This is a genomic window from Ruegeria sp. CH6 (assembly GCF_056537005.1).
In genome coordinates this window covers 50,378-66,483 of sequence record NZ_JBQFQS010000012.1, presented here as the reverse complement: position 1 = coordinate 66,483, position 16,106 = coordinate 50,378, and the positions used below count along the sequence as shown (strand labels likewise).

Annotated in this window: 15 protein-coding genes; 7 read left to right on the top strand and 8 right to left on the bottom strand. The window is 56.6% G+C overall.

The features are described from left to right. Positions 1-184: 184 nt before the first annotated feature. From ACR0CW_RS18900 to hslO, 3 genes are read right to left on the bottom strand one after another with little or no spacing between them, the layout of a single operon-like run. A complete protein-coding gene (locus ACR0CW_RS18900; protein WP_480788961.1) occupies positions 185-1,339 on the bottom strand; it encodes a CCA tRNA nucleotidyltransferase in 1,155 nt (384 codons plus the stop codon). Continuing rightward, the gene (locus ACR0CW_RS18895) at positions 1,336-1,941 is read right to left on the bottom strand and encodes a CoA pyrophosphatase (RefSeq protein ID WP_480788960.1); all 606 of its coding nucleotides are present in this window, start codon (positions 1,939-1,941) and stop codon (positions 1,336-1,338) included. Before ACR0CW_RS18895 ends, ACR0CW_RS18900 begins: the two co-directional genes overlap by 4 nt. Then, positions 1,925-2,911: an Hsp33 family molecular chaperone HslO gene (hslO, locus tag ACR0CW_RS18890; protein ID WP_480788959.1), complete on the bottom strand. Its 987-nt coding sequence runs from the start codon at positions 2,909-2,911 to the stop codon at positions 1,925-1,927. Before hslO ends, ACR0CW_RS18895 begins: the two co-directional genes overlap by 17 nt. Before the next feature lie 76 nt (positions 2,912-2,987). Here hslO and ACR0CW_RS18885 point away from each other — a divergent pair, with 76 nt between their 5' ends. Beyond that, complete coding sequence (locus ACR0CW_RS18885; RefSeq protein ID WP_480788958.1) at positions 2,988-3,434, top strand: NUDIX hydrolase; 447 nt, start codon at positions 2,988-2,990, stop codon at positions 3,432-3,434. On the opposite strand, the gene ACR0CW_RS18880 is transcribed toward ACR0CW_RS18885, so the two are convergent. Further along, complete coding sequence (locus ACR0CW_RS18880) at positions 3,431-4,702, bottom strand: PP2C family protein-serine/threonine phosphatase (RefSeq protein WP_480788957.1); 1,272 nt, start codon at positions 4,700-4,702, stop codon at positions 3,431-3,433. The genes ACR0CW_RS18885 and ACR0CW_RS18880 overlap by 4 nt on opposite strands. A 162-nt stretch (positions 4,703-4,864) precedes the next feature. Between ACR0CW_RS18880 and ACR0CW_RS18875 the strand changes: the two genes are divergently transcribed. Next, on the top strand, positions 4,865-5,194 hold the full coding sequence (locus tag ACR0CW_RS18875) for an Hpt domain-containing protein (RefSeq protein WP_480788956.1): 330 nt from the start codon (positions 4,865-4,867) through the stop codon (positions 5,192-5,194). Position 5,195: 1 nt separating this feature from the next. Here ACR0CW_RS18875 and ilvA read toward each other — a convergent pair whose 3' ends face one another. Together ilvA and ACR0CW_RS18865 are read right to left on the bottom strand one after the other, a co-directional pair. Beyond that, positions 5,196-6,422 (bottom strand): threonine ammonia-lyase IlvA, encoded by a 1,227-nt coding sequence (gene ilvA, locus ACR0CW_RS18870; protein WP_480788955.1) that lies wholly within the window; start codon positions 6,420-6,422, stop codon positions 5,196-5,198. Positions 6,423-6,480: 58 nt separating this feature from the next. Further along, entirely contained in the window at positions 6,481-7,254 is a 774-nt protein-coding gene (locus ACR0CW_RS18865; RefSeq protein ID WP_480788954.1) for a hypothetical protein, read from the bottom strand. Positions 7,255-7,394: 140 nt separating this feature from the next. Here ACR0CW_RS18865 and ACR0CW_RS18860 point away from each other — a divergent pair, with 140 nt between their 5' ends. The 4 genes from ACR0CW_RS18860 (at position 7,395) to msrA (ending at position 10,188) form a co-directional block, all read left to right on the top strand. Next, entirely contained in the window at positions 7,395-8,621 is a 1,227-nt protein-coding gene (locus ACR0CW_RS18860) for an argininosuccinate synthase (RefSeq protein WP_480788953.1), read from the top strand. A 32-nt stretch (positions 8,622-8,653) separates the two neighbouring features. Further along, positions 8,654-9,058, top strand: a complete 405-nt coding sequence (locus tag ACR0CW_RS18855; RefSeq protein WP_480789003.1) for a DUF1810 domain-containing protein — start codon at positions 8,654-8,656, stop codon at positions 9,056-9,058. Positions 9,059-9,140: 82 nt separating this feature from the next. Continuing rightward, on the top strand, positions 9,141-9,422 hold the full coding sequence (locus ACR0CW_RS18850; RefSeq protein ID WP_480788952.1) for an SCP2 sterol-binding domain-containing protein: 282 nt from the start codon (positions 9,141-9,143) through the stop codon (positions 9,420-9,422). Between the two features lie 94 nt (positions 9,423-9,516). Next, positions 9,517-10,188 carry a peptide-methionine (S)-S-oxide reductase MsrA gene (gene msrA, locus ACR0CW_RS18845; RefSeq protein WP_480788951.1) on the top strand — a complete coding sequence of 224 codons (672 nt, stop codon included), beginning with the start codon at positions 9,517-9,519 and terminating at the stop codon, positions 10,186-10,188. Here the strand turns inward: msrA and ACR0CW_RS18840 are convergent. Continuing rightward, positions 10,185-11,057, bottom strand: a complete 873-nt coding sequence (locus ACR0CW_RS18840; protein WP_480788950.1) for a ribokinase — start codon at positions 11,055-11,057, stop codon at positions 10,185-10,187. The genes msrA and ACR0CW_RS18840 overlap by 4 nt on opposite strands. 3 nt (positions 11,058-11,060) lie before the next feature. Next, the gene (locus tag ACR0CW_RS18835) at positions 11,061-13,316 is read right to left on the bottom strand and encodes an NADP-dependent malic enzyme (protein WP_155144167.1); all 2,256 of its coding nucleotides are present in this window, start codon (positions 13,314-13,316) and stop codon (positions 11,061-11,063) included. A gap of 162 nt (positions 13,317-13,478) precedes the next feature. On the opposite strand from ACR0CW_RS18835, the gene mutS reads away from it, so the two are divergent. Further along, positions 13,479-16,094, top strand: coding sequence for a DNA mismatch repair protein MutS (mutS, locus tag ACR0CW_RS18830; RefSeq protein ID WP_480789002.1), 2,616 nt, complete (start codon positions 13,479-13,481; stop codon positions 16,092-16,094). The last annotated feature ends 12 nt before the right edge of the window (positions 16,095-16,106 follow it).

The following is a 16,106-nucleotide window of genomic DNA, read 5'->3' as shown; positions in this document are numbered from 1 at the left end:
CCGATTGAGCGAGTCAAAATAAGTCATGCGAAAGAAGATGGCGTCAGAACACCACCCCAACGGGTAAAGTGTTCCAGCCTTAGCCGAACCAGATCCCGTAATACATTCGCATTCCTCCATCCATGTGACACGCGCACCCTAGCCACAAATGATCCGCTTTGTCATCCCCTTTTGAGACTTCATTTTATTCCGCCAGCAATTCATCGCGGTCCAAAAGGAAACCCGACGCAATCCAGCGCGCCTCAAGTTCGGCCAGTTTTTTGCCCAGCGCCGGACCGCTGTATTTCGGAATGAGATCATTTGCCTTGATCGGAAAGCTGGCCGCAGCCCCTTTTTCAAGGGCAATGGCAAGATCATCGGTCCAGGGTTGTTCCAGAAACGCGCAACGCAGAAGTGTTTCGTGCAGCCCCCCTGTTGAACCATATCGAAAGCCAAGTTCAGCAACACCTGCGGTTCCCATGGCCTCGTCCCGCATACGGGTCAGGCGTTGCAGTTGAGCTTTGCTGAGCCGCAGAGTTCGGGCAACTTCCGGTGGCGCGATTGCAGCCAATCGGCGAATCGGGTCGGGGGGTGCTCCGGCATCCCCTTCAAGTTTCACGAGAATTGGCAGGGCCTTGTCGTCAGCACCGGGCAGAATTCGGGCCAAAACGCCTGCACTTCGCATCGCTGCCACCGAAGGCGCGGGATCGGGTGCACCAAGCAGCTTGAGCATTTCAGCCCCAACCCTTTCTCGTGAGAGTTTCTCGAGCCCCTCGAGGTGCGAGGCGATCGCAGACAGTGCCTCAGGGTCAAACCCGGCATCTGCATCGCCGTACCAGGCGTGAAACCGAAAATACCGCAATGACCGCAGATAATCCTCTTTGATCCGGTCCTCTGCATTCCCGATGAACCTGACGCGGCGCGCCCATAGATCGGGCAGACCATTTAGCGGATCCAGAATGGTTCCATCCGGCTGCGCATAAAGCGCGTTCATTGTGAAATCGCGCCGGGCGGCATCTTCTTCGACTGCGTCCGAATACGCAACGACCGCGCGCCGCCCATCGGTTTCGACATCGCGGCGGAAAGTCGTCACTTCGTGCGGGATACCACCGCTAACCACTGTAATTGTACCGTGATCGATACCAGTGGGAACGGCTTTCAGACCAGCCTTACTGGTCAACTCCAGCACCTGTTCGGGATGCGCGTCCGTGGCTATGTCAATGTCGGAAACCGGGGCATTCAAAAGCGCGTTGCGCACACAACCACCCACGAACAAGGCCTGCGCACCGGCGTTGGTCAAAGCCGAGCATACATCCTGTGTTGCTTCAACCCTGATCCAGTCTTCTGTGATCTGCGTCATTCACTCACTCGCGCCGCCAAACCCCGAAGCATCCGTGCCGTTGCGCCCCAAATGTAATAGGGGCCGTAAGGCACAGCGAAATAGTAACGTCTTTGGCCGCGCCAACGACGCGACTCGACGACATAATTCGCTGGGTTCAGAACATGCGCAAGTGGAACTGAAAAGACTTCTTCCACTTCTCCGGGTTCCGGGATTGGATCAAAACCATTCTCTAACACCGCCACGACAGGCGTCACGGTAAAGGACGTTACGGTTTCATGGGTTGGCAAGTGGCCCAGAATTCGCGGCAGATCTGGCGGTAAACCAATCTCTTCCTGCGCTTCACGTAAGGCTGTTGCAGTGACATCTGCATCGCCTTCGTCCTGTTTTCCGCCGGGAAACGCAATCTGGCCCGGGTGATGTTTCAGGGCCGAAGATCGCTTGGTCAGGATCAGGCGCGGTTTATCACCAGACAACAACACCGGAACCAGAACACCAGCGGGGCGCAGCTTGCGTCCCGCTGGCAAAACAGTTTCAGGGTTCAGATCAAAGTCACTCGACCCGTCACCGGGGCGGTTCAACGCCGCCGTCAGTTGTGAAATCGGATCAGGCACGATCCGCATCTTCGGCGTCGAAGCCAACCGTGCTTGGGTCCAACACGTAATGGGCACCGCAGAACTGACAATCGGCAGTCACGGTTCCTTCGTCAGTGGTCATCTTGGCGATGTCCCGCGCCGAATAGATCGACAGGCTTTGACGCACGCGATCTTCGGAACAGGTGCAGCCGAACTTGACCATCTGCGCATCATAGACACGCGGCTGTTCCTCGTGAAACAGTCGGATCAACAAGTCAGTTGGTGCAATCGATGGCCCAATCAGCTCAAGGTCATCGACCGTATCGAGCAGGATGTTGACCCGGCCCCAATTTTCACCTTCATCGCCATCAACCAGATCCGAAGCCGAGAGAATCTCGCCGCTACCTTCGCCAGATGCCACAAAAGGGGACGCCTTGGGCATATGCTGCAGCATGATGCCTCCGGCGCGCCAATGCTCACCCACGCCAGGCTCGGTCGATTTGCCAAAGCTCAGCGAAAAGCGGGTCGGCAGCTGCTCGGACTGCGCAAAATAGGCTTCGGCACAGGCGCGAAGCGAACCGCCCGCCAGCGGAGTGATCCCTTGATAGGGTTGGGTTCCCTCACCCTGGTCGATCATGATCGCAAAATACCCTTCGCCCACCTGGTCAAAGGGTGCGCCATCGGTTAGGCGATCCCGATCAAAGCTGGCATAGGCACGGATCTGTGCTGGCTCACCGTCTTTCTGCGGCGCATAGTAGTCGGTCGCAATCATGCGTACCGCGCCCTTGGACTGAACCTGAAGGGACAGCTTCCAGCGCAGCGCAACAGTCTGGCCGATCAATGCGGTCAGCAGGGCCATCTCGGCCACTAGGGCTTCGACCTGTTCCGGATAGTCGTGCTGTCTCAGGATGCCGTCCAGCACCCCGTCCAAACGCGCCACACGGCCACGCATATCCGATACATCAAGTTGAAAGGGCAGGACGGTATCGTCCCACGCGATTTTCGTTCCAAGAGACATGGGGTTTCCTTACACGCCACAGGTTGGCATACCGCCACCATATAGGTCGAACAAACCGGGTTGAAAGGGGCCATACATGATCAGAAGGTTCGGTGAAACCCCGGAACCGGGGCGACGGTACATTCGGCGGCCCGGCGTGTATGCTTTGTTACCACGGGGCAGCTCATTGCTCGTAACCTGGTATGATGACGGTCTGAACCCCGAACTCCAGCTTCCCGGCGGGGGAATTGATCCGGGTGAATCTCCGATAACGGCCCTTCACCGAGAGGTTTTTGAAGAGACCGGCTGGCTGATAACGGCACCGCGACGTGTCGGTGCATTTCGGCGTTTCACCTATATGCCGGAATACGATCTTTGGGCCGAGAAAGTCTGCTATATATACCGCGCGCGGCCAGTCCGCCCAATGGGACCGCCCACCGAAGAATTCCACGAGGCCGTGTGGATGGAGACGTCAGACGCCACCAGAATGCTGGGAAATGAAGGTGACCGCCACTTTGCCACACGTCATATGCAGGGGCTTTAGGGCTGATTGTATTCGAAGAAGACGGCTGAAACATCGTCTCCCATACCATCATCAGGCGACATGACCTGCGTTAATCGCCAGAACATGTCGTCCAGAAAATCCGAGCCGCCACCATCGGAAAGACAGTCCTGCGCCATGGCCTGAAGACCTTCTTCATCCAGAAGGCTGCCGTCCGCCAACCGACACTCGGTAAATCCATCTGAATGGAGCAACAACTTGTCACCCGGCTTCATGTAGACATCCGTTTGCTGAAAAACCGCGTTTTCAATCAGACCGATAGGCAAACCACCTGTGCCCAGAAACTCGGTACTGCCATCCTTGCGCAGCAGCAGCGGGTGTGGATGCCCGGCCTGAACCATTTTGAGGTGACCGTTGCGTAAATCGACGATGGCGTAGACCATCGTGAAATATTCTTCGATCCCGGCATCAGCCATCAGGCGCGAGTTCAGTGTCGCGGCAACATTCTCGGGCGGCAACAGTGCATAGAATTTATCAAATCGCTGCTCCATCGCGACATTCTGATCAAAATGCTTGCTGGAAAGATAGCTGCCCAAGCGCGCCGTCATCATGGCCGACGTAATACCGTGACCCGAAACATCGATGCTATAAAATCCCAGACGGTTTGGACCGGGCGAGAACATACCGACCAGATCACCGCCAATATGGCCACAGGGCTTCAGCAACATACTGACCCGCGAGTTCCCGAAGTCGCGCCGAAGCTCGGGCACCAGTGAATCCTGAATTTTACGCGCCTGCATCAGATCCTTGTCGATGGCATCATGGGCCAACCGCAACTCCTCAAAGGCGCTTTCGATCAGCCGGTTCTTGTCTGAGAGTTCGCGCTGCATATCCAAAATACGGGCGCCTGCGGAAATCCGGGCCCGCAACTCATCCGCCTCTAACGGTTTGATCAGGAAATCATCTGCACCCGCATCAAGGCCCCGCGCAACCTCCTGCTTTTCGCTCTTGGAAGTGAGAAGAATGAAATATTTGTACTGATCCATTTCCAACGCACGGAAAGCCCGACAAAATTCAAGCCCACCCATGCCAGGCATCACCCAGTCGCTGAGCACCAGATCAGGTGGATCAACCTTACACAACGCGATCGCGTCTTCGCCGTTGTCAGCCTCGACAACCTCAAAACCCCACTTTTTGAGCGAGGCCACAAGAATTCTTCGTTGAAGGCGGCTGTCATCAACAACCAGCACTTTTTGGATTGCACCAAATTTCGGCTTGCCCACAGTGTCTGTCTGACTGGCTGGCGTCACCCTTTACCCCACGCATTCCCTGAAACCGAGATTTGGAGAAGCTAAAATCTGCAGCTTAAAATTGAGTGAAAGCAGATTGGCCACTTCGCCTGAGCGATTTTAATCAGCTGTTTACGCGTTGCGCCCTATCAGAGAGGTAAGCAGGTCCAGACGGAGGGCATGATGATACATTGGCCCCGGGTAAATCAGCTGCGCAACGAAGTGGGCGCAGATGAGTTTGATGAGGTTGTCCAGATTTTCATGGACGAGGTGCAGGAAGTGATCTCGAAACTGCGTGAGGACACCTCCAGAACCGAGATTGAGCAGAACCTGCATTTCCTCAAAGGCAGCGCACTGAGCCTGGGTTTCGACAGATTCTCAAAGCTCTGTCAGGACGGGGAAAGAAAAGCCGCGGCCGGGGAAGGTTCTGACGTCAACCTTGCCGAAATCTATTCTGAGTTTGACCAGTCCAGATCCGTGTTCGAGGCAGGTCTGGCAGATAATCTGAAGTGAATCAGATTACGAACTGGGCAAGCGTCTCATCCTCTGTGATATCCGTATAGGTAAATCCGGCCTCATCCAGATGAGCAAACAGGCGCATAAAATTCTCAGGTTTGCGAGTTTCGATTCCGATCAGGACCGAACCAAAATTGCGAGCCGATTTCTTCATGTATTCGAAGCGGGCAATATCATCTTCCGGCCCGAGTATGCCGAGAAATTCCTTCAGTGCACCCGGACGCTGCGGCAGACGTAAGATGAAGTACTTCTTCACACCGGAATAACGCTGCGCCCGCTCTTTGACCTCGGGCAGACGCTCAAAATCAAAGTTCCCGCCCGAGGTGACACAGACAACCGTTTTGCCGCGAACAAAACTCTGAACGTCACCTATCGCTTCGACGGCCAAAGCGCCTGCTGGCTCCAGAACGATGCCCTCGACATTGAGCATCTCGATCATGGTTGCGCAGATGCGATCCTCGGACATGACCAGTACGTCTGAGAGGTGTCGTGAACGCAAAAGCTCAAATGGCTTCGCTCCAATGCGACCGACGGCAGCGCCGTCTACGAAGGTATCCACATGATCCAAAGCAACGGGATGACCAGCAGCAAGCGCAGCACGCAGGCACGCCCCACCTGCAGGTTCGACAAACAGGCAATGCGAGCGATCCCCGAACCATGTCGCAACACCAGAGGACATACCGCCCCCACCCACCGGCAGGATTACGTGATCCGGGACAGCACCCAACTGGGCTTCGATCTCAACCGCCAGCGAAGCCTGGCCTTCAATCACGTCATCATCGTCAAAAGGAGACAGGAAATGCCCGCCCTGCTGCGCACACCAACTTTGCGCGGCCGCCAGCGTGTCATCAAAATAGTCGCCGGTCAGATGAATTTCGATGTTATCCCCGCCGAAAATCCGGGTCTTCTGAATTTTCTGCTGGGGGGTCGTCACCGGCATGAAGATCACGCCCTTTACGCCCAGATGCTTACACATATAGGCCACACCCTGTGCATGATTGCCTGCGCTGGCACACACAAACAATTCCTGACCCTGCTGCTTACGCATGGCATTAAACGCCCCGCGGATTTTGTAGGACCGCACCGGGCTGAGGTCTTCGCGCTTGAGCCAGATATCGGCCCCGTAGCGATCGGACAGATGAGCATTCCGCTGCAGTGGCGTTGCAGGAAACACAGTGCGCATCGCCTGTTCGGCAGCGCGGGCGCGGGTCATGAAATCGGTCATATCGGTCTCAGTGTCGTATCGCTGCCCAAAGGGCAAGGAATACATATGTGTACGGGTATTAGGCCAGCTCGCGTTTTTCGACGTAAATACCGTACACCGTGGTCAAAACACTGACATTTACCAGTGAAATGACCAGCCCGATAATCGTTTGGCTTGCTATTCCCACTATAGGCAAGATCTGACTGGCCTGAAAGATCAGAAGACTGAGGACAACCTGAACAAACGCCAGAATCAACACAACAATTGTGATGGTGCCGTTAGAGCCTTCAGTTGCTTTTTTTGCGTCCATAAAACCAAGCGGTTCCCCAATCGCCGCTGCTGGCAAGGCTGCGCCAAGCCTTATGAAAAGCACATAGACAACAAAGAAGGCGGCAAACGGCAAAAGTTGAAGCAGGTAACCCAATGGCGGCACGATGGCGGCCAAAATTGAGCCAACCAAGAGCAACGGCACCAGAATTACCACCGATGCAATCACGCAAACGACAATAAGCTGGACGGTACACCAGATGTAGGCCCCTATCCGATCTAAATTGAACGATGGGATCCAACCTTTGGGATACTCTTCGAGCAGTACGAACCGATGCCAGGCGACGAAAATCCACAAGCTCACTAGGATATTGATCAACGCTGCTACAACGACGTTCAGCGCGTCTTTCGCAGTCAAGTGCATTGCTGGATCACCCGCATCAATCCCGTTCGCACTCGCCAGGCCCAAGACGAGGGTACTGAATATTGCGGCGGCAACTGATGGTACCAATCCAATCTGCAGAGCTTCCAGTAGATTACTGAACACCATTCGAACTGAATGGATGAAAATCTGCCAACCAAGCATTCTGAACCGCCCTCTCAACCAATCCTTGTTATCTTTGCAATCGTTTCATCCCAATTCCCGTCCTGCGTCAATGCTCGCAACTTGCCCCCGGGTCGAAAACCCGCTAGGGGCCAATCGTTCTACGCATAAAGGGAAGTCAGATGTCCGCGCCCAAGAAAGTTGTTCTGGCCTATTCCGGTGGCCTTGATACCTCGATCATTCTGAAATGGCTGCAGACCGAGTATGGCTGTGAGGTTGTCACCTTCACCGCCGATCTGGGTCAGGGTGAAGAGCTTGAGCCGGCACGCCAAAAGGCTGAGATGCTGGGGATCAAGCCCGAGAACATCTATATCGAGGATATCCGCGAAGAGTTCGTTCGCGACTTCGTCTTCCCGATGTTCCGCGCCAACGCGCAATACGAAGGTCTGTACCTGCTTGGCACCTCGATCGCGCGGCCGCTGATTTCCAAGCGCCTGGTCGAGATCGCTGAAGAAACCGGTGCCGACGCTGTGGCGCATGGTGCCACCGGCAAGGGCAACGATCAGGTCCGTTTTGAGCTGGCCGCCTACGCACTGAACCCCGAAATCAAGGTCATCGCCCCGTGGCGCGAGTGGGATCTGACCAGCCGTACCCGTCTGATCGAATGGGCCGAAGCACACCAGATTCCGATCGCCAAGGACAAACGCGGTGAGGCCCCCTTCTCGGTCGATGCCAACCTGCTGCACACCTCTTCCGAGGGCAAGGTTCTGGAAGACCCCGCCGATATGGCGCCCGACTATGTCTACCAGCGCACCGTCCATCCCGAAGACGCGCCGAACGAGCCCGAGTTCATCGAAATCGGATTTGAAAAAGGCGACGCAGTCAGCATCAATGGCGAAGCGATGAGCCCTGCCACTATCCTGACCAAGCTGAACGAATATGGCGGCAAGCACGGCATTGGCCGTCTGGACCTGGTCGAAGGCCGTTTCGTCGGTATGAAATCGCGTGGCATCTATGAAACTCCCGGCGGCACCATCCTGCTGGAAGCGCACCGCGGTATCGAGTCCATCACCATGGACCGTGGCGCGATGCACCTGAAAGACCAGCTGATGCCGCAATATGCCGAGCTGATCTATAACGGCTTCTGGTACTCGCCCGAGCGGGAAATGCTGCAAGCAGCCATCGACAAGTCGCAAGAACATGTCACCGGCACCGTCCGTGTGAAACTGTACAAAGGTCTGGCCTCGACCGTGGGCCGCTGGTCGGATCACTCGCTGTACTCCGAAGCGCACGTGACTTTTGAGGAAGACGCCGGTGCTTATGACCAGACCGATGCGGCTGGTTTCATCCAGCTGAACGCTCTGCGTCTGAAACTTCTGGCCGCTCGTGACAAGCGTTTGTCCAAGTGACTGAAGACGAAGGCATAAACGAAGAGCTCGAAATGTTCATCGAAGCGCAGGACACGGTTTGGCCGGATGTCCTGCGTGAACTTGAACAGGGGCAGAAAACCAGTCACTGGATGTGGTTCGTTTTTCCGCAACTGGCAGAATTGGGCCAATCTCATATGGCCCAGCTTTACGGAATCGAAGATCTGGATGAGGCAACCGCCTATCTTGGGCATCCGGTCCTGCGTGAACGCCTGATTCAGGTGTCCCGCCTGATGCTGTCGCACAAGGGCTCGGACCCGGCTGGTATTCTGGGAAAGGTCGATGCCAAGAAGCTACGCTCGTCCATGACTTTGTTTGCGGCTGTACCCGATGCACCATCCGAGTTTCAGGATGTCCTGACAGCTTTTTATGACGGTCAGATCTGTGAGCCAACCAAACAGGCGTTGATCAACGGCTAGCCCTGGCTGGTTCCAGTAGGGTCATGCTTGCCTGAAGCTGAGACTTCTCTTTACGCAGGGCACAACTGCGAAAGGAATTCATATGCTTCAGGAAATAGCAGACGGTATCCAAAAGGGTCTGGGCGACAAAACCTTTGACGGATCGCTCAAGTTCGATTGCGGTGAGGATGGTGTCATCGTCCTCGCCGACAACACTGCGACGACACAGGATCGAGATACCGACTGCACCATTCGCATCTCTCGTGACAATCTGGGCAAGTTGCTGACCGGTAAACTGAACCCGATGACGGGTGTGATGATGGGCAAGCTCAAGATTTCAGGCGACATGGGTGTCGCGATGAAACTGGGGCAGTTGTTGGGCTGACCGATAAACTCGTCTCACCAGCACGTGACAAATGATGTCAGTGGATTGCCAACTTCCGGGTCGCACGGCAGCCTGATCTCAAAGGAGATCTGCCATGACCCGGAATTACAGTTTCGACCATTTCAAGTCCGCTCTTCTGTTTGTTCTGATTGCTCTGGTTGCGTTGTTACGCGCGATGCCTGCACCTGCGGCGGGCACCGAAACACTGACCGTTGCCGGCGGCTGTTTCTGGTGCGTTGAGTCCGATTTTGAATCGGTACCTGGCGTGATCGGCGCAGTCTCGGGTTATACCGGCGGCAAATCTGCGAACCCGACCTACGATCAAGTTTCCAAAGGCGGTACAGGCCACTACGAGGCCGTACAGATCACCTTTGACCCCGCCCGCGTCTCACGTGAAACACTGTTGAACATGTTCTTCCGCTCGGTCGACCCAACAGATTCAGGTGGCCAGTTTTGTGACCGTGGGGAAAGCTATCGGACGGCAATTTTCGTCTCTAACGCAGGCGAAAAAGCACAGGCGCAGAAGGCTAAGGCAAATGCACAGCAGGCATTGGGACAAAAGGTTGTGACGCCAATCCTGCAACAATCAACCTTTTATCCGGCTGAAGCCTATCACCAGGATTACTACAAGGGAGACAAACTGGTCTTCACCCGTTTTGGTCCAAAGCGCCAAAAGAATGCATACAAAGCCTATCGCAAGGCCTGCGGTCGCGACGCCCGGGTAAAACAGCTTTGGGGCAGTGCAGCACCCTTTGTCGGTTCCTAATCGAAACGAGCCGCCTGAACTTCCTTGAGATCAGGGATCACATCAGCGGTACCGTGTCGCGTCACCATCAAAGCTGCGGCACGGTTTGCCTGTGTTATGGCCTGCGCCAGCGGCATGCCTCGGTCCATCCCGGCCAGGACATAGCCGGTAAAGGTATCACCTGCCCCGGTCGTATCCACGGCCTGAACTTTGTGGGCATCAAACTCCACCGGATCATTGCCGCGCTGATGATAGCGGGCGCCATCGGAACCAAGTGTCACGACCACATGCTCGACCGGCAAGTCTGCAGCGCTGAGACCGGTGGCTTGCTGTAACTGCTCCGCTTCAATCTGGTTCAGGATCAAAAAATCCAGATAGGGCAAGACAGCCTGAACCGCATCCGCCTGAAACGGCGCTGCTGCGTAGCAGACTGTCAGACCAAGTTCATGCCCCAGTCGGGCAGCCTCGACCTGTGCATTGGTTTCATTCTGCATAACCAGCAGATCACCTGATTTGGCCAAAGACAGCGCCTGTTCCAGCTGCTGAACCTCAAGCGCGTGGTTGGACCCCGGGTAAAGAACGATCAGGTTCTCACCTTCGGCATCGACCGCGATGATTGCATGCCCGGTTGGTACATCCACTTCGGTGATATGGCGCGTATCCACGCCATACTCGGTCAGACGGTCCTTGGCCCAGCGCCCGTCAGGTCCGACAGCTCCGATATGGCTGACCTGAGATCCGGCACGTGCCGCGGCAACGGACATGTTCGCACCCTTGCCGCCCAGAAACCGTTCCAGCCCCTTGGCCGCAAGGGTTTCACCCGGCCCGGGCAGGTGCGGCAGGCCGTAGACCATATCGGCATTGATTGAGCCAAGGTTCCAGATCGTCATCGCTTATCCGATATCGCAAGAGGCCAGGATGGCCATGTTCAGGATGTCGTTTGCAGTCGAAACGGTCGAACAGATCTGGATGGGTTTATCGACACCCGACAGGATCGGGCCGATAACGGTCGCGCCACCCATTTCCTGCATCAGCTTGGTCGAGATGCTGGCGGAATGCCGTGCGGGGACGATCAGAATGTTCGCGGGACCGGTCAGGCGCGAGAACGGGTAAGCCTCTTGCTGATCCATGTTCAGGGCAACGTCGACGGTCATCTCACCTTCGTATTCGAAATCCACACCGCGCCCGTCCAGAACTTCGGGGGCGACATGCATTTTTTCAGCACGTTCCGAGACCGGGTAGCCAAAGGTCGAGAAGCTGACGAAAGCAACGCGCGGTTCCAGACCCATATGGCGGGCAACGGCTGCTGCGCGCTCTGCGATATTGGCCAGATCGTTCTCATCCGGCCATTCGTGAACCAGCGTATCGCCCATCAGGACGATCCGGCCCTTGTGTAGCAATGCGGTGACACCGGCAGCGCCATGGGCCGCATCCGCGTCAAAGACGTGATTGATCCGATCCAACACATGCGCTGATTTCCGGGTTGCGCCCGTAACCAGACCATCGCCGTGTCCATGGGCCAGCATCAAAGATGAGAACACGTGCCGGTCACGCGCGGCCAGACGGTGGATATCCTTCCGGTCAAATCCCTTACGCTGCAGACGTTTATAGAGGAACTCCTTATAGGCATCGAGGTGCATGGTGTTGGCGGCGTTCACCACCTCCAGCTCACGAACAGCATCGCCAAGCCCTGCGGCCTCAAGTTTGATTTTGACGTCATCGGGACGACCAACAACCAGCGCCTTTCCGAAACCCGAGCGCTGATACATGACCGCTGCACGCAGAACGCGCGGATCGTCACCCTCGGCAAAGATCATGCGGCTTTGCGCTGCGCGGGCACGTGCGTTCAGGCCGCGCAGGATGCTGGCAGTCGGGTCCATGCGGGATTTCAGGCTCAGCTCATAGGCGTCCATGTCGATGATCGGGCGACGAGCTGCGCCAGTATCCATACCGGCCTTGGCAACAGCAGGTGGGATACGGTGGATCAGGCGCGGGTCAAATGGCGTCGGAATGATGTAATCGCGGCCAAAGGTCAGCGATTTTCCATAGGCCATGGCAACTTCATCCGGCACATCTTCGCGCGCCAGACGTGCCAACGCGTGGGCGCAGGCGATCTTCATCTCGTCATTGATGGCACGGGCGTGAATGTCCAGCGCACCACGGAATAGGTAAGGGAAACCCAGAACGTTATTCACCTGGTTCGGATAGTCGCTGCGCCCGGTGGCGACGATCGCATCTACCCGCACCTCATGCGCCTCTTCCGGCGTGATCTCGGGATCCGGGTTTGCCATCGCAAAAATCACCGGATTATCCGCCATTGACGCGACCATATCCTGCGTCACAGCGCCCTTAACCGACACGCCCAGGAAGACGTCCGCGCCCTTCATGGCCTCTTCCAGAGTGCGCAGATCCGTGGTGATGGCATGCGCCGACTTCCACTGGTTCATACCCTCGGTGCGGCCCTGATAGATTACACCTTTGGTGTCACAGACGATGCAGTTCTCATGCCGTGCGCCCATCGACTTAAGCAACTCGATACAGGCGATCCCTGCAGCACCCGCGCCATTCAGGACGATCTTTACGTCTTCGATCTTTTTGCCCGAAATATGCAGCGCATTCAGCAGGCCCGCCGCGCAGATCACCGCCGTACCATGCTGGTCATCGTGAAAGACAGGGATATCCATCTCTTCCTTCAGGCGCTGTTCGATGATGAAACACTCGGGCGCTTTGATATCTTCAAGGTTAATGCCACCAAAGGTCGGCCCCATCAGGCGCACGGCACGACAAAACTCATCCGGGTCTTCGGTATCCAGTTCGATATCGATCGAGTTCACATCGGCGAACCGTTTGAACAGGACTGACTTGCCCTCCATCACCGGTTTCGAGCCCAGCGCACCCAGATTGCCAAGACCCAAAACCGCTGTGCCGTTTGAAATCACAGCAACCAGATTGCCCTTGTTGGTATAGTCGTAGGCTGTTTCCGGGGATTCCGCGATGGCTTCACATGGAACAGCCACGCCGGGGCTGTAGGCCAGCGACAGATCACGCTGAGTGGTCATCGGGACGGTGGCTTGAACCTCCCACTTGCCGGGAGTTGGTTCGAGGTGAAAGGCCAGCGCCTCTTCTTTGGTGATCTTCGCTTTAGGCATGAGATAGGTCGTTTCTTTACATCTGTTGGGCTTTCGCCTCATAGCGCAGCAAGAGGCGCGCCTCAACGAGAATACTTTTCACCTTTCGTCGCGGGTGGCGGATTTGTAAGGTCGCGCCCGGAACACGCCAGAAGGGGGACACCTTTGTCCACAGTCACGCCGATGATGGCGCAATATCTCGAGATCAAAGAGGCCCATGCCGACGCCCTGCTGTTTTACCGCATGGGCGACTTTTACGAGATGTTCTTTGAGGATGCCGTCAACGCAGCCGAAGCGCTGGACATCGCCCTGACCAAGCGCGGCAAGCACAACGGAAGCGACATTCCGATGTGCGGCGTCCCTGTTCACGCGGCCGAAGGCTATTTGCTGACACTGATCCGCAAAGGGTTTCGTGTCGCCGTCTGCGAGCAGATGGAAAGCCCCGCTGAGGCAAAGAAAAGAGGCTCTAAATCGGTGGTAAAGCGCGATGTCGTGCGTCTGGTGACGCCCGGCACACTGACCGAAGACGCCCTGTTGGAAGCCCGCCGCCACAACTTCCTTGCCGCATATGCCGAGGTCCGGGATGAGGCTGCACTGGCCTGGGCTGATATCTCGACCGGGGCGTTTCACGTGATGCCTTTGACGTCCGTGCGTCTTAGCCCGGAGCTGGCACGACTGGCACCATCCGAGCTGATCGTGGCCGATGGGATTCAGGACAAACTGAACGAACCGGTTATGGATTTGGGTATCTCGCTCACACCAATCGGGCGCGCCAGCTTTGACAGCACTGCGGCGGAAAAACGCATCTGCGGCTTGTTCCACGTGGGCGCTCTGGACGCGTTCGGCAGTTTTGGACGCGCCGAAATCTCGGCCATGGGTGCGTTGATCGACTATCTGGAGATCACTCAAAAGGGCAAACTACCGCTGCTGCAGACCCCGCTCAAGGAATCCGAAGACCGCGTTGTTCAGATCGACGCTGCAACTCGACGCAATCTGGAACTGACTCGCTCCCTGTCCGGAGGTCGCGCTGGCTCACTACTGTCCGTGGTGGATCGCACAGTAACACCTGGTGGCGCGCGCCTGTTGGAGCAACGCCTTTCCAGCCCCTCCCGCAATCTGGACGTCATCCATGGACGGTTGGATGCGGTGAGTTTCGCTGCCGAAGATAGCCTGATCGCATCGGATCTGCGCGAAGCGCTGCGCAAGACCCCCGATCTGGACCGGGCTCTGTCCCGCCTGTCACTGGATCGCGGCGGCCCCCGTGATCTGGCCGCCATTCGAAACGGCCTGACACAGGCATCAGCGATTGCCGGGCTTTGCGCGGATCAGGAGTTACCTGTCCTTCTGGCAGCGGCGTTGCAAAATCTGGTTGGTTTCGATGACCTACTGAGCCTGCTCGATGACGCCCTTGTAGCAGAACCCCCGCTGCTGGCGCGCGACGGTGGTTTTATCGCGCCGGGGTACGATGCCGAGCTGGACGAGGCCCGCACCCTGCGCGACGAAGGCCGTTCAGTCATCGCCGGGTTTCAGCAAAAATACGCGGAACATACCGGCATCACGTCTCTGAAGATCAAGCACAACAACGTGCTGGGTTACTTCATTGAAACTACAGCCACCCATGCCGAGAAAATGCTGAACCCCCCGTTCAGCGAAACCTACATCCATCGGCAGACCACAGCCAATCAGGTGCGGTTCACCACAGTCGAACTGTCCGAGATCGAAACCCGTATTCTGAACGCCGGAAATCTGGCGCTGGAGATCGAAAAGCGGCTCTATCAAAGGCTTTCTGATGAAATTCTGGGAAAAGCCGCCCGCTTGAACCAAGCCGCCCGAGGGCTGGCTGAGCTGGATCTAACCACCGCTTTGGCCGATCTGTCGCGTGGAGAAAACTGGTGCCGCCCACAAGTCGACACCTCGCGCGCATTCGATGTTCAGGGTGGCAGACATCCGGTTGTCGAACACGCCCTGCGCCAGCAAAGCGGTGACGCCTTCATCGCCAATGACTGCGATCTCAGCGCCAACGATGGCGCGGCGATCTGGCTGCTGACCGGTCCCAACATGGCGGGTAAATCGACCTTCCTGCGTCAGAATGCGCTGATCGCCCTGCTGGCCCAGATGGGCAGCTACGTCCCGGCAGAACGGGCGCATATCGGCCTTGTCAGCCAGTTGTTCAGCCGCGTCGGAGCGTCGGATGATCTGGCACGCGGGCGCTCGACCTTTATGGTCGAAATGGTCGAAACCGCTGCCATTCTCAATCAGGCGGATGATCGTGCCCTTGTCATTCTGGATGAAATCGGCCGCGGCACCGCCACTTATGACGGCTTATCTATCGCCTGGGCCACGCTGGAACATCTGCACGCCTCGAACAAATGCCGGGCCCTGTTTGCAACGCATTACCACGAATTGACCGCGTTGGCCGGCAAACTTGCAGGCGCCGAAAACGCCACTGTCGCAGTGAAAGAATGGGAAGGTGAGGTCATCTTTCTGCACGAGGTTCATAAAGGTGCAGCAGACAGATCCTATGGTGTACAGGTCGCCCAATTGGCCGGACTGCCGGTATCTGTGGTCGAACGCGCGCGTATCGTGCTGGATCAGCTGGAAAAAACCGAACGCGAAGGCGGTAAGCAAAAAGCCCTGATCGACGACCTACCTTTGTTTTCGGCTGCGCCCCCTCCGCCACCACCTGCGCCCAAGGCATCACCTGTCACCGACATGCTCGATGAAATCCTGCCGGACGAATTGACTCCACGTGAAGCATTGGACCTGATCTACAAACTGAAAGAGGCGGCCAGAACCTGACCGCCTCAATAC